Annotated in this window: 12 protein-coding genes; 7 read left to right on the top strand and 5 right to left on the bottom strand. The window is 71.9% G+C overall.

The annotated features are described in order from the left end of the window. Window positions 1-139: 139 nt before the first annotated feature. Window positions 140-1,246, top strand: coding sequence for a class 1 fructose-bisphosphatase (locus AN218_RS06655; protein ID WP_070015750.1), 1,107 nt, complete (start codon window positions 140-142; stop codon window positions 1,244-1,246). Between the two features lie 11 nt (window positions 1,247-1,257). Further along, complete coding sequence (locus AN218_RS06650) at window positions 1,258-2,145, top strand: phosphoribulokinase (RefSeq protein WP_070015748.1); 888 nt, start codon at window positions 1,258-1,260, stop codon at window positions 2,143-2,145. An 81-nt stretch (window positions 2,146-2,226) separates the two neighbouring features. Here AN218_RS06650 and AN218_RS06645 read toward each other — a convergent pair whose 3' ends face one another. Genes AN218_RS06645 through rpe form a run of 3 tightly spaced genes read right to left on the bottom strand, consistent with a single transcriptional unit; the run spans window position 2,227 to window position 5,638 of the window. Beyond that, on the bottom strand, window positions 2,227-2,946 hold the full coding sequence (locus AN218_RS06645; RefSeq protein ID WP_070015743.1) for an HAD family hydrolase: 720 nt from the start codon (window positions 2,944-2,946) through the stop codon (window positions 2,227-2,229). Further along, a complete protein-coding gene (tkt, locus tag AN218_RS06640; RefSeq protein ID WP_070015740.1) occupies window positions 2,943-4,925 on the bottom strand; it encodes a transketolase in 1,983 nt (660 codons plus the stop codon). The genes AN218_RS06645 and tkt overlap by 4 nt, the downstream gene beginning before the upstream one ends. Beyond that, window positions 4,922-5,638 (bottom strand): ribulose-phosphate 3-epimerase, encoded by a 717-nt coding sequence (gene rpe, locus AN218_RS06635; RefSeq protein WP_070015816.1) that lies wholly within the window; start codon window positions 5,636-5,638, stop codon window positions 4,922-4,924. Before rpe ends, tkt begins: the two co-directional genes overlap by 4 nt. A gap of 149 nt (window positions 5,639-5,787) precedes the next feature. On the opposite strand from rpe, the gene AN218_RS06630 reads away from it, so the two are divergent. Then, window positions 5,788-6,456 carry a response regulator gene (locus tag AN218_RS06630; RefSeq protein ID WP_070015737.1) on the top strand — a complete coding sequence of 223 codons (669 nt, stop codon included), beginning with the start codon at window positions 5,788-5,790 and terminating at the stop codon, window positions 6,454-6,456. A 5-nt stretch (window positions 6,457-6,461) separates the two neighbouring features. Next, window positions 6,462-7,622 carry a GAF domain-containing sensor histidine kinase gene (locus AN218_RS06625; protein WP_107421372.1) on the top strand — a complete coding sequence of 387 codons (1,161 nt, stop codon included), beginning with the start codon at window positions 6,462-6,464 and terminating at the stop codon, window positions 7,620-7,622. Between the two features lie 65 nt (window positions 7,623-7,687). Here AN218_RS06625 and AN218_RS06620 read toward each other — a convergent pair whose 3' ends face one another. Both AN218_RS06620 and AN218_RS06615 read right to left on the bottom strand, forming a co-directional pair. Beyond that, window positions 7,688-8,680 carry a class I fructose-bisphosphate aldolase gene (locus AN218_RS06620; protein WP_079131891.1) on the bottom strand — a complete coding sequence of 331 codons (993 nt, stop codon included), beginning with the start codon at window positions 8,678-8,680 and terminating at the stop codon, window positions 7,688-7,690. Window positions 8,681-8,716: 36 nt separating this feature from the next. Next, window positions 8,717-9,628, bottom strand: coding sequence for a LysR family transcriptional regulator (locus AN218_RS06615; RefSeq protein WP_070015733.1), 912 nt, complete (start codon window positions 9,626-9,628; stop codon window positions 8,717-8,719). A gap of 110 nt (window positions 9,629-9,738) precedes the next feature. Between AN218_RS06615 and AN218_RS06610 the strand changes: the two genes are divergently transcribed. Genes AN218_RS06610 through AN218_RS06600 form a run of 3 tightly spaced genes read left to right on the top strand, consistent with a single transcriptional unit; the run spans window position 9,739 to window position 12,713 of the window. Beyond that, a complete protein-coding gene (locus AN218_RS06610; RefSeq protein WP_070015731.1) occupies window positions 9,739-11,199 on the top strand; it encodes a ribulose-bisphosphate carboxylase large subunit in 1,461 nt (486 codons plus the stop codon). A 33-nt stretch (window positions 11,200-11,232) separates the two neighbouring features. Further along, a complete protein-coding gene (locus AN218_RS06605) occupies window positions 11,233-11,658 on the top strand; it encodes a ribulose bisphosphate carboxylase small subunit (protein ID WP_070015729.1) in 426 nt (141 codons plus the stop codon). A 5-nt stretch (window positions 11,659-11,663) separates the two neighbouring features. Next, window positions 11,664-12,713: an AAA family ATPase gene (locus AN218_RS06600; RefSeq protein ID WP_079131890.1), complete on the top strand. Its 1,050-nt coding sequence runs from the start codon at window positions 11,664-11,666 to the stop codon at window positions 12,711-12,713. The last annotated feature ends 209 nt before the right edge of the window (window positions 12,714-12,922 follow it).

The raw sequence follows: 12,922 nt of genomic DNA, 5'->3' as shown, positions 1-12,922 counted from the left end.
CGGCCTCCCGCGCACCGCGGCCTCCCGCGCACCGCCGCCCGCCCCCCGACCACCCCTCCGGTCACCCCTGGGGAGGAGGCCGCCGCCCCGTGCCGCTGGTGTGCTGGGAGTTCTCGGACGTGCGGCGAGGAGGGATCAGATGGTGACCGAGCGCTCGACGCTGACGAGGTTCCTCATCGAGGAGCGGCGGCGGCATCCGGAGGCCAGCGGTGAGCTCAACTCGCTGATTCTGGACGTCGCGATGGCGTGCAAGGCGATCTCACGGCAGATCGCCTCGGGCGCGCTCGCCGGGATCATCGGCAGCGCGGGAGCCGTCAACGTACAGGGCGAGCAGCAGCAGAAGCTCGACGTGATGGCCAACGAGGTCTTCCTGCGCGCCAACGAGTGGGGCGGCGAACTCGCAGGCATGGCCTCGGAGGAGCTGGAGGAACCGTTCCGCATCCCGCCGGAGTATCCGCGCGGCAAGTATCTGCTCACCTTCGACCCGCTGGACGGCTCGTCCAACATCGACGTCAACGTCTCGGTGGGCAGCATCTTCTCGATCCTGCGCGCGGCCGTGCCCGGCGAGGACGCCCGGCCCGAGGACTTCTTGCGGCCGGGCACCGAGCAGGTCGCCGCCGGATACGCGATCTACGGGCCCTCGACGGTGCTGGTGCTCACCGTCGGAACCGGCGTGCACGCCTTCACCCTCGACCCGGACCTCGGCGAGTTCTTCCTGACCCGGCAGGACATCCGGCTGCCGCCGGAGACCGCGGAGTACGCCGTCAACACCTCCAACCGCCGCTTCTGGGAGCCGGCCGTCAAGCGCTACATCGACGAGTGCCTCCAGGGCGTGTCCGGGCCCCGCGAGAAGGACTTCAACATGCGCTGGGTCGCGTCGCTGGTGGCCGAGGCGCACCGGATCCTCACCCGCGGCGGCGTCTTCATGTATCCGCGCGACTCCAAGGACCCCGAGAAGGAGGGACGGCTGCGGCTGCTGTACGAGGCGAACCCCGTCGGCTTCCTCGTCGAGCAGGCCGGAGGGCTCGCGACGACGGGACGGGAACGCGTCCTCGACGTCCGTCCGGACGGACTGCACCAGCGGATCGGGTTCATCTTCGGCAGCCGCGAGGAGGTCGAGCGGATCATCCGCTACCACGCCGAGCAGACCGACGACCCTGGCTCCGGCTCCGACCCCGACTCCGCCGAGGAGGCGGAGAGTTGGAACCCGCTCTACGGCCTGCGCGGCCTTTTCCGCACCGCCTGAAGGAGGACGCCATGTCGGCCAGGCACCCCGTCGTCGCCATCACCGGGTCCTCCGGTGCGGGCACCACCTCCGTGATGCGCACCTTCGAGCAGATCTTCCGCCGCGAGCAGGTCGACGCCGCCTTCATCGAGGGCGACAGCTTCCACCGCTACGACCGCACGGGCATGAAGGACGAGATGGCGAAGAAGGTCACCGAAGGAGTGCACACCTTCAGCCACTTCGGGCCCGAGGCGAACCTCTTCGGCGAACTCGAGGCGCTCTTCCGCCAGTACGGGGAGAGCGGCACCGGACGCGTGCGCAAGTACCTCCACAACGAGGAGGAGGCGGCGCCGTACGGGCAGGAACCGGGCACCTTCACGCCCTGGGACGATCTCCCGGAGGGCACCGACCTGCTCTTCTACGAGGGGCTGCACGGCGCCGTCGTCACCAGCGAGGCCGACGTCGCCCGGCACGCGGACCTGCTGATCGGCGTCGTGCCCGTGATCAACCTCGAATGGATACAGAAGATCCAGCGCGACAAGGCGAAGCGCGGCTACTCGACGGAGGCCGTGACGGAGACGATCCTGCGCCGGATGCACGACTACGTGCACTACATGAGCCCGCAGTTCTCCCGTACGCATGTGAACTTCCAGCGGGTGCCGGTGGTCGACACCTCCAACCCGTTCATCGCCCGTACGATCCCGACGCCGGACGAGTCGATGCTCGTCATCCGCTTCGCCGATCCGCGCGGCATCGACTTCCCGTATCTGCTCTCGATGCTCCACGACTCCTTCATGTCGCGCCCGAACACCATCGTGTGCCCGGGCGGGAAGATGGACCTCGCGATGCAGCTCATCTTCACGCCGATGCTGTGGCGGCTCCTGGAGCGGCGCGACAAGACCCGGCAGGCCCGGCGATAGGGCCCGCCGGGGCCACCGGGCAGCGGCGTCCGGTCCCGACAGCCGTGCCCGCGCGGCACGTTGAGACCGGACGCCGCCGGCTCACCGGCGACGGGCCGCGCGCCGCCGGCGGAACCAGTCGGCGAGCGCGGGGTCGTGGAAGCCGTCGGTGACGAGCGCCGCTCCGGACAGATCGTCCTCGCGCGTGTACGGGTTGCGTACGGCGACGCAGGGCATCCCGGCGGCGACCGCCGCCCGTACGCCGTTGCCGGAGTCCTCGACGGCGACGGCCTGTCCGGGACGGCAGCCGGTCAGCCTCAGCACCTGCTCGTACACGGCCGGGTCGGGCTTGAGGTCGCGGACCTCGGTCCCGGTGACGACGGTCTCGAACCGGTCGCCGAAGAGCCCGGTCAGCAGCGGCTCGACCCACGCGCGCGTACCCGTCGTGGCGACGTGCAGTGGTATGCCGTGCGCGGTCAGCTCGTCGAGCAACCGCCGTACGCCGGGCCGCGGCTGAAGGCGTCCCTCCGCGATGAGACCGCGCATGATCGCCGTCTTCCGCCGGTGCAGCCGCGCCGCGAGACCGCGGGACTCCTCCGGCGGCCGTCCGTTGCTCTCGAACCACAGCGCCAGCCGGCGTTCGCCGCCCGGGACGCGGATCAGCTCGCCGTACGTCGTGACGTCCCAGCGGTCGGGCAGTCCGGCCTCCTCGAACGCCGTGTTGAACGCGACGCGGTGACCGTCGCGTTCGCTGTCGACGAGCGTGCCGTCGACGTCGAAGACGACCGCTTCGAGCCCGCTCGCCGCTCCGGGGGCGCTCACCGGTTCAGATGTGCGCGGACGCGGTCGAGTACGGCGTCGACGGTGAAGCCGTGGTGGGCCAGCACCTCGTCCCCCGGGCCGCTGCTGCCGAACTCGTCGATGCCGACGGCGAGATCGACGAGCCCCCTCCAGCCGGCGGAGCTTCCCGCCTCGATGCTGACCGTGACCGCGGACGGGTCCGGGGTGTAGCGGGAGCGGTCCATGGCCGAGACGACGCGGACGCCGTACGCCTCGCCGTGCAGCGCCTCGGCGACGGCCTCGGCGAGCGCCACCTCCGAGCCGGTGGCGACGAGCTCCACCGATGCCGATGCCGATGCCGACGCCGACGCCGATACCGATACCGACACCGCCTCGCCGTCCTCCTCCTGCCGCGCGGGCGCCCGCGGCGGCGGCGCGAGCTGCGGCACCGCCTGCCGGGAGAGCACCAACGCGGTCGGCCCGTCGGTGCGTTGGAGCGCCAGCCGCCACGCCTCCGCGGTCTCGCGGTCGTCCGCCGGGCGCAGCACCTGAAGCCCGGGTATCAGCCGCAGCGACTCGATGTGCCCGACGGGCTGGTGCGTGGGACCGTCCTCGCCGACGGCGACGGAGTCGTGTGTGAAGACGTAGACGACGGGCTGGCCCATCAGCGCGGACAGCCGCAGCGCGGGCCGCAGATAGTCCGCGAAGACCAGGAACGTACTGCCGAAGACGCGGAAACCGCCGTGCAGACTCATGCCGTTGAGGACCGCCGCCATCCCGAACTCCCGGACGCCGAAGGCGATCGCGCGGTGCGCGTAGTCGTCCCGCGTCACCAGGTCGCCGTACGCCGTGCCGGTCGACCCGGCGAGATCGGCGGAGCCGCCCACCAGTTCGGGCAGCACGGGAGCCAGCGCGTCGAGACACGCCTGCGACGCCTGCCGGGTCGCTCGCGGCGCCTCCCCGACGGTCCCCGCCAGGACCTCGCCCAGCCCCTCCGGCAGCAGCCGCTCGTACGTACGCCGGAACCGCGCCGCCCGCTCCGGCGCCGCGGCCTCGAAGGCGGCGAACCTCTCGCGCCAACTGCCGTGCTCCCGCGCCCCGTCGGCCGCCAGCGCGGCACATGTGCGCCGCACCGGCTCCGGCACCGCGAAGGGCGGACGGTCCCAGCCCGCGCGCCGCTTGGCCTCGGCCAGCACCTCCTCGCCCAGCGGCGAGCCGTGCGCCTTCGCCGTGCCCTCGACGCCCGGTGCGCCGTCGCCGATCACGGTACGCACGGCGATGAAGCTGGGCCGCGGATCGGCCTTCGCGCGGAGGACCGCCTCGTCGACCGCCTCGATGTCGCCGCCGTCGGGCACCGCCTCGGTGTGCCATCCGTACGCGGCGAAGCGGGCGAGCTGGTCGTCGCCGCACGCGCGCGCGACGCCGCCGTCGATCGTGATCCCGTTGTCGTCCCACAGCACGACCAGCCTGCCGAGCCCGAGATGCCCCGCGAGCGACGCCGCCTCGTGGCTGACGCCCTCCATCAGACAGCCGTCGCCGACGACGGCGTAGGTGCGGTGCCCGGTGACCTCGGGATACCGCGCGTGCGCCATCCGCTCGGCCAGTGCCATGCCGACCGCCATCGCCAGCCCCTGGCCCAGCGGCCCGGTGGTGCACTCGACACCCGGCGTGTGCCCGAACTCGGGGTGCCCGGGCGTACGGGAGCCCAGCTTGCGAAAGCACCGCAGCTCGGCCTCCGGAAGGTCGTGCCCGAAGAGGTGCAGCAGCCCGTACAGCAGTGCCGAGCCGTGGCCCGCCGAGAGCACGAAGCGGTCCCGGTCCGGCCAGTCGGGCGCGGCCGGGTCCTGCCGCAGATGCCGGCTCCACAGCGTCCAGGCCATCGGGGCGGCGCCCATCGGCATGCCCGGATGGCCCGAGCCCGCGGCCTGCACCATGTCGGCGGCGAGGAAGCGCAGCGTGTCGACGGCCAGCCGGTCGGTCTCGGCGCTCGTCGCGGACGGTTCGCGCAGGGTGTCGGTCATCGGCGGGCCCCTCCCTGAACTCCGTGTGGTGCGGACTCGGCCGCCGCCGTACGCAGCCTCTCGACGGCGGCCTTCTTGCCGTCCGGGTAGGCGTACATCCACGAGCCCGAGATGAAGACCCCGGCACCGGCGGCGGACGCGGCGCGGATGGTGCGGTCGGTGATGCCGCCGTCGACTTCGAGTTCGACGGGCCTGCCGGACTCCGCGATCATCCTGCGCAGCGTGGCGATCTTCGGCTCCACCGCCGGGATGTAGGACTGGCCGCCGAACCCCGGGTTCACCGTCATCGCGAGGACGAGGTCGGTCTCGTCGAGGACGTGCGCGACGGTGTCGGCGGGGGTGTGCGGGTTCAGCGCGACGCCGCTGCGCGCTCCCAGACCGCGGATGCGGGCGAGGGTGCGGTGCAGATGCGTGCACGCCTCGGCGTGCACGATGACCAGTTCGCAGCCCGCCTCGACGTAACGCTCCAGCAGCGCGTCCGGGTCGGCGACCATCAGATGGGCCTCGAACCCGACCGTGCTGTGCTCTCGTGCCGCCGCGACGACGTCGGGCCCGAAGGTCAGATCGGGGACGAAGACGCCGTCCATCACGTCCCACTGGATCCGGTCGGCGCCCGCCTCGCACAACTCCCGTACCTCGTCCCCGAGTCGGGAGAAGTCGGCGGGCAGCACCGACGGCACGACGAGCGGCGGCGCGGGAGGGGAGTCGGTCATCGCCATGGCCTTTCCGGTGGCCTCTCTGAGGGTGTCGGTCCATCGGACCCCCTGGGCGCCCGCCGCGCCCTCACCCGCGGAGGTGGGGCGGCGGGTGAGATCCCCTCGGGCGTCTGTACAGCGCCGGAGCCCTCCGTACGCTGGACGGCATGCCGGCCTCGCCCGCGACCCCGATACGCCTCGTGCTCGTCGACGACCACGAGATGGTCCTGCACGGTCTCGACGCCATGCTCGGCCACTTCCCCGAGGAGGTCCGGATCGTCGGGCAGGCGACCACCGCCGCGGGCGCGCTCACCCAGGTCTCCGAGCACAGTCCCGACCTCGTCCTGTGCGACGTACGGATCGGGAAGGAGAGCGGCCTGGACCTGTGCCGGCAGATCACGGCGCAGTACCCGGGCACGAAGGTCGTCCTGCTCACCGTGTACGACGACGAGCACTACCTCTACCAGGCGCTGCGCGTCGGGGCGTCCGGCTACATCCTCAAGCGCATCGACGGGCAGGAACTCGTCGGGCATCTGCGCCGCGCCCGCGAGGGCGAGACCGTGGTCGACCACGCCCTCGCCGGCCGGGTCGCGCTGTCGGCCGCCCGTCTCAGCGCGGGGGAGTTCTGGTCCGGCGCCCATCTCGGCCTCACCCAGCGGGAGTCGGAGGTGCTGGAGCTGCTGGTCTCCGGCCACTCGAACAAGGCCGTCGCGGGCAGGCTCGTGGTGAGCGAGGACACCGTGAAGACCCATGTCCGCGGCCTCTACCGCAAGTTGGGGGTCTCCGACCGCAGCGGCGCCATCGCCGTCGCGCTGCGCGAGGGGCTCTTCCACTGAGCGCCGTGGACGAGGCCGTCCCCAGCGCGGCCGGACTGGCCCGCGTCCTCGACGCCGACGGCGCACTGCTCTACGCCATCGACGGCCAGGACCTCGGCATCGCCGACATCTGGCCCGCGAACGCCGCGGCGGGCTCGCTCAGGCTCCAGGTCGGCTTCGGCGTCACCGGCCTGGTGGCCCGCACCCGCAAGCCGATCCTCATCGAGGCCGACTCGCCGCGCAACGCGCTGCACCGCCAACTCCTGCGCCTGGAACCGCAGGAGACCGTCGCCCGGATGTGCCTCCCGCTGACGGGCCTGGAGGACCGGGTCGTCGGAGTGCTGGCGGTCCACCGCAGCCCGCGCCGTCCCTTCGGCCCGGCCGATCTGGAGACCGCGCAGTCCTACGTACCGCTGCTGGGGCTCCATCTGCACGCGGAGCAGCTCTGGCGGGCGGTCAACCAGCACCGCACCGAACGGGACCGGCTGATGAAGCAGGCGATCCACGCGCAGGAGGCCGAGCGGCGCCGGATCGCCTTCGATCTGCACGACGGGGTGACCACCGCGCTGGCGTCCATGTCCTTCCACCTCTCCGCCGCGGATCTGACCGTCTCCGAACTCGCCTCGCGGGACGAGGCGGACGCGGCGGCACGCGTACGGAAGCTGGAGCACGCGCGGGCGGAGCTGGTCAGCGCGCGGGAGCTGGCGGACATGGCCTACAACCAGACCAGGGCGGCGATTTCGGGACTGCACAGCCTGGTCCTCGACGACCTTGGCCTGGTCGCGGCGCTGGAGTCGCTCGTGCAGACGGCCGGCCGGGCCGGAGGTCCCGCCGTCGACCTCGTCGTCGACCCCGCCGCGTCCGTCGAGGACATCCCCGACCACGCGGCGGCCGCCCTCTACCGGATCGCCCAGGAGGCCCTGGCCAACGCGGTCAAGCACGCGGAGGCCGCCCGTATCGTGCTGTCGCTGCGCCGGGTCGGCGACTCGGTGGTGCTCGGCTGCGCCGACGACGGCAAGGGCTTCGACCCCGCGGAGCGCCGTACGGCACGGGTGACCGGCGCCGACGGAGGCCAGCACTTCGGGCTCAGCTCGATCGCCGAGCGCTGCGCCATCGTCGAGGCGTCGCTGCGGCTGGAGTCCGCACCGGGCCGCGGTACGACGCTGCTGGTCGAACTGCCGCTCTGAGCCGGGGACTTGGCAGCCGCTCCGCCGAGGGCCCGCGCACCGGACGGGACTTCGCGGAACACGCCCTAACGGGTCGCCTCGGCCGCCTCCCGGCAGTTGCGCAGCAGCGCCTCCTGCGCGCGCGGGGCGTTGGCGGCGTCCCCGGCCCACAGGTGCAGCGCGTCGCTGACCAGCGCCCGCCCGAAGGAGAAGGTGACCTGCCAGGGACGTCCGGGCACGGCGCTCAGCTCCCGGAGGAACGCGCAGGCGTCGACGGTCCGATGGCCTCCGGAGAGGAACGCGATCCCCGGCACGGCCGGCGGGACCGTGCCGTCGAGCACCTCGAAGGTCGCGGCGGCGACGGCGGACGGCGCGACCGCGGGCGCGGCGAGTCCCGGCGTCACGAAGTTCGGCTTGAGCACGATCCCCGTCAACTCGACGCCCGCCAGGTCGAGTTCCTCGAAGAGCCGGCCGAGCACCCGGTGCGTCGTCTCCGCGCACGCGGGCAGACCGTGGTCGCCGTCGCACAGCACCTCCGGCTCGACGATGGGGACGATCCCGTGCTGCTGGCAGAGCGCGGCGTACCGCGCGAGCGTATGGCCGTTGGCGCGCGCGGTGTACGTGTCGGCCGAGCGCACACCGAAGACCGCCCGCCACTTGGCGAACGCGGCGCCGCGCTCGGCGTACGAGGCGAGCCGTGCCCCGAGCCCGTCGAGCCCCTCGGTAACGAGCGCGCGGTCGTGCCCGGGGAGCGGCGTCGTGCCGGTGTCGACCTTGATGCCGGGGAGGACGCCGAGTTCACGCGCGGCCTCGGGGAAGGTGCGCCCGTCGGAGAGCCGCTGCCCGAAGGTCTCGTCGCAGAGGATGATGCCGCTGACCGACTCCGCGAGTCCGCCGGCGGTCAGGAGCAGTTCGCGGTAGTCGCGGCGCGCGGCCTCGCTCGCCGGGACGCCCTCGGCCTTCATACGGGCCGACATCGTGCGTACGGACTCGTCCGCCGCGAGGATGCCGCGCCCGCCACCGGTCATACGGTCCGCGGTCGCGGCCAGGGTGGCCGCGTCGGTGAATGCAGTCGTCATGGCGGGCAGCATGCGCCCGCGGCCGCTGCCGCGTCCTCACCCCCGTGAGCGAGCCCGGGTGTGAAACGCGGCCGCGCCCACCGCGTCCGGATCGCACACGTGCCGCAGCAACAGCCGGGTCGCGGCGGTCGGTTCGGGCGTCGTGCTCAGATGCCAGGGACGGTCGAGCGGCGTTCCCGGTACGGCGTAGGACGCGAGGACGCCCGCCTCCAACTGCTCGCGCACCGCCTCCTCGTGGACGAGCGTGACCCCGAGTCCCTGCCGTGCGGCGGCGACCGCGGCGCCCGACGTGCCCAGCGTGAGCAGGGGCGGTGCCGCCTGGAGCCGGGTGAGCAGCGACAGGGCCGTGTCGCGGGTGCCGGACCCCCGGCCGGTCAGCAGCCAGGTCGCCGTCACCGGGTCCTCGCGCATGCCGGGACGGCCCACCAGGATCAGCCGGTTCGGGCGCCGCGCCCTGGTCACCAGGCCGGAGCCGCGCGGCGGCCGTCCGGCGAGCACCACGTCCACGGCGTGGTCCGCGGCGAGCGCGAAGAGTTCGTCGCGGGGGAGCACCGACAGGGACAGCTCGACCTGCGGGTGCTCTTCCGCGAACGAGGCCATCAGCAGCGGCAGTACGTACTCGCTCGCCGTCGCGACGGCGCCGACCCGCACCCGCCCGCGGTCGGCGTCGTGCACGGCACCGGCCGCCTCGGCCAGCAGCCCGAGCAGCTTCCGTACGTACGACGCGAAGGTCTCACCGGCGTCCGTCGGCACGATGCCCCGTCCGTGCTTGTCGAACAGCGTCGTGCCGAGTGCGGACTCCAGGGCCGCGACGGCCGCGGAGACCGCGGGCGGTGTGACGTGCAGGGCCTCGGCGGCGGCTCGCGCGCTGCCCGTCTCGTAGACCGTCAGAAAGGTCTGGAGCCGGCCCCAGGTGGCCGCCGCCGGAAGCTCGCCCGCACTCGCCATGGTTAACCGACCCCTTAATCGTCGCTAGAGAACTGTCAATTGTAGTTGAGCTGTCGGCGTCCCAGACTGGAGTCGCTCCCCACAGCGAACGGGCCGGAAGGGAACGGGCGATGACGATCAGCGAAGAGAGCACGGAGACCAAGGAACGCTGGGACCCGGGCGTGCAGAGCTACGCGGGGATGGGCTACTGGAACCCGGACTACGTCCCCAAGGACACGGACGTGCTGGCCGTCTTCCGCGTGGCACCGCAGGACGGCGTCGAGCCGGTCGAGGCGGCGGCCGCGGTCGCGGGGGAGTCCTCCACCGCGACCTGGACGGTGGTGTGGACCGACCGGCTCACCGCGCACACGCACTACCAGGCCAAGGCCTACCGGATCGACGAGGTGCCGGGGCGGCCGGGCGAGTACTTCGCCTACATCGCCTACGACATCGACCTCTTCGAGGAAGGGTCGATCGCGAACCTCACCTCGTCGATCATCGGCAACGTCTTCGGGTTCAAGCCGCTGAAGGCGCTGCGCCTGGAGGACATGCGGATCCCGGTCGCCTACACCAAGACCTTCCAGGGACCGGCCCACGGCATCGTCATGGAACGGGAGTTCCTCAACAAGTACGGGCGTCCGCTGCTCGGCGCGACGATCAAGCCGAAGCTGGGCCTGTCCGCCCGCAACTACGGACGCGTCGTCTACGAGGCGTGCCGCGGCGGACTGGACTTCACCAAGGACGACGAGAACATCAACTCCCAGCCGTTCATGCGCTGGCGCGACCGCTTCCTGTTCGGCATGGAGGGCGTCAACAGGGCGATGGCCGAGACCGGCGAGATCAAGGGCCACTACTTCAACGTCACGGCCGGGACGATGGAGGAGATGTACGAACGGGCGGAGTTCGCCCGGGAGTTGGGCAGCGTCGTCGTCATGGTCGACCTGACCGTCGGCTACACCGCGATCCAGTCGATGGCCAACTGGGCCCGCCGCAACGGCGTGCTGCTCCATCTGCACCGCGCCGGGCACTCCACGTACACACGGCAGAAGACGCACGGCGTGAGCTTCCGCGTGATCGCCAAGTGGTGCCGGCTGATGGGCGTGGACCATGTGCACGCCGGCACGGTCGTCGGGAAGCTGGAGGGCGATCCCGCCACCACCCGCGGCTACTACGACACCCTCCGTGAGAACCACGTGCCCCTCAACCCGGCGAACGGGATCTTCTTCGAGCAGGACTGGGCGTCGCTGCCGGGCGTCATGCCCGTCGCCTCGGGCGGCATCCACGCCGGGCAGATGCACCAACTGCTCGACCTGTTCTCCGACGACGTCATCCTGCAGTTCGGCGGCGGCACCATCGGCCACCCGTACGGCATCGCCGCGGGCGCCGAGGCGAACCGGGTCGCGCTGGAGGCCATGGTCAAGGCCCGCAACGAGGGCCGGGATCTGCTGCGCGAGGGCCCGGACGTGCTGCGCGACGCGGCCAAGGGCTGCCGGCCGCTGGAGGCCGCGCTGGCCACCTGGGGCGAGGTCGACTTCGACTACACCTCCACCGACGCCCCGGACTTCGTCCCGACCGCGTCGCCGTCCGTCTGACCTCTCCCGCGCGCTTCACGGAAGGAGCACGTCATGAAGTTCCGCCACGGGACGTTCTCGTATCTGCCCGACTTCACCGACGAGGAGATCGGGGCCCAGGTCGCCTACGCCCTTTCCCAGGGCTGGCCGGTCTCCGTCGAGCACACCGACGACCCGCATCCGCGCAACGTCTACTGGGAGATGTGGGGGCTGCCGATGTTCGACCTGGCCGAACCCGACGGCGTACTGGCGCAGATCGACGAGTGCCGCGCGACCCACCCCGGGCGCTATGTGCGCGTCCAGGCGTACGACGCGAGCCTCGGCCGGCAGTCGACCGCCCTGTCCTTCCTCGTCCAACGGCCCGCGCAGGAGCCCGGGTTCGTCCTCGAACGGCAGGAGGGCTCCGACCGCACCCAGCGCTACGCGGTCAGGCCGTACGCCACGAACCGGCCCGCCGGGGCACGTTACGAAGGCGGGTGACGGCGATGGAGACCCCCAGGGGGTTCGGCTTTCCGCCGCCGGGCCAGCACGGTCCGGCGGCGGCCGAAGCGGGCGCCGACGCCGGCGAGGCGGCGGAGCCGGCGCCGCTCGCCGACGACGCGGAACTCGACCTGGAGGCGGACGAGGCAACGGCCAGGGTGGAGGAGACCCTGGAGGCGCTCGACGCCGAACTGGTCGGGCTGGCGTCGGTCAAACGGCGCGTCCGTGAGATCGCCTCCCTGCTCCAAGTCGACCGCGCCCGCGGGCAGTTCGGGCTCAGCTCCTCCAAGCCGACGCTGCACATGAGCTTCACCGGCGGTCCCGGCACCGGCAAGACGACCGTCGCGATGCGGATGGCGGCGATCCTGCACGCGCTGGGCTACATCAGGGCGCCGCGGGTGCATGTGGTGACCCGTGACGACCTGGTCGGCCAGTTCATCGGGCACACCGCGCCCAAGACGAAGGAGGCGCTGGCCCGCGCCGCGGGCGGTGTGCTCTTCATCGACGAGGCGTACTACCTCTTCCGTCCCGAGAACGAGCGCGACTACGGGCAGGAGGTCATCGAGATCCTGCTCACCGAGATGGAGAACGAACGCGGCGACCTCGTGGTCATGTTCGCCGGATATCCGGACCGGATGGCCGCGTTCTTCTCCGCCAACCCTGGACTGAGTTCCCGTGTGCCGCACCACATCGTGTTCGAGGACTACGACCACGGGGAACTGATGCAGATCGCCGAACTCATGGTCGCCGAGGAGAATTTCCGTTTCGACGAGGGGGCGCGTGAGGCGTTCTCGGATTACCTCACGCGCCGAATGCGGCAGCCGCGTTTCTCCAACGCCCGCAGCGTCCGCAACGCCATCGAACGCTGCCGGCTGCGTCAGGCCCGCAGGCTCGTGGCGCTCCGGCGTCCGCTGGGCAAGCAGGACCTCATCACCATCACCGCGGAGGACGTGCACGGCAGCAGCGTGTTCACGGAGGACGCGGAGGATGAAGGGAACGCGGAGACGGCCGGAGACGGAGGCGGCTCCGGCGCCGGGGAGGGGGCCGCCGGCTGAGCGGCGGCCCGCCCTCCTCGAATTCCCGTCCCGGCACCGGTAATTCACCGGACTGAGGGTTCCGCATTTCCGGCCGTCGCATCGGCGCCCGCCCGTACCGAAACCGCAGAGAAGGGGCTCACATGGTCATAGGCGCCGTCTATGAGGGCATCGAACACTTCTGTTTGACCCGCGTCGGCGGCTGCCGAAGAATTGTCCTTCGCGTACAC

The organism is Streptomyces nanshensis, assembly GCF_001751255.1.
In the GTDB taxonomy this organism is placed as follows: Bacteria; Actinomycetota; Actinomycetes; order Streptomycetales; family Streptomycetaceae; genus Streptomyces; species Streptomyces nanshensis_A.
This window is presented reverse-complemented; position numbering and strand designations above follow the sequence as displayed.

What these genes read in the sequence shown, in the direction of transcription:
- tkt (WP_070015740.1), bottom strand. Translation starts at nt 4,925, where the DNA reads ATGACCGACACCCTGCGCGAACCGTCCGCGACGAGCGCCGAGACCGAC.
- AN218_RS06600 (WP_079131890.1), top strand. Translation starts at nt 11,664, where the DNA reads ATGGAGACCCCCAGGGGGTTCGGCTTTCCGCCGCCGGGCCAGCACGGT.
- AN218_RS06655 (WP_070015750.1), top strand. Translation starts at nt 140, where the DNA reads ATGGTGACCGAGCGCTCGACGCTGACGAGGTTCCTCATCGAGGAGCGG.
- AN218_RS06615 (WP_070015733.1), bottom strand. Translation starts at nt 9,628, where the DNA reads ATGGCGAGTGCGGGCGAGCTTCCGGCGGCGGCCACCTGGGGCCGGCTC.
- AN218_RS06605 (WP_070015729.1), top strand. Translation starts at nt 11,233, where the DNA reads ATGAAGTTCCGCCACGGGACGTTCTCGTATCTGCCCGACTTCACCGAC.
- AN218_RS06620 (WP_079131891.1), bottom strand. Translation starts at nt 8,680, where the DNA reads ATGACGACTGCATTCACCGACGCGGCCACCCTGGCCGCGACCGCGGAC.
- AN218_RS06650 (WP_070015748.1), top strand. Translation starts at nt 1,258, where the DNA reads ATGTCGGCCAGGCACCCCGTCGTCGCCATCACCGGGTCCTCCGGTGCG.
- AN218_RS06630 (WP_070015737.1), top strand. Translation starts at nt 5,788, where the DNA reads ATGCCGGCCTCGCCCGCGACCCCGATACGCCTCGTGCTCGTCGACGAC.
- rpe (WP_070015816.1), bottom strand. Translation starts at nt 5,638, where the DNA reads ATGACCGACTCCCCTCCCGCGCCGCCGCTCGTCGTGCCGTCGGTGCTG.
- AN218_RS06610 (WP_070015731.1), top strand. Translation starts at nt 9,739, where the DNA reads ATGACGATCAGCGAAGAGAGCACGGAGACCAAGGAACGCTGGGACCCG.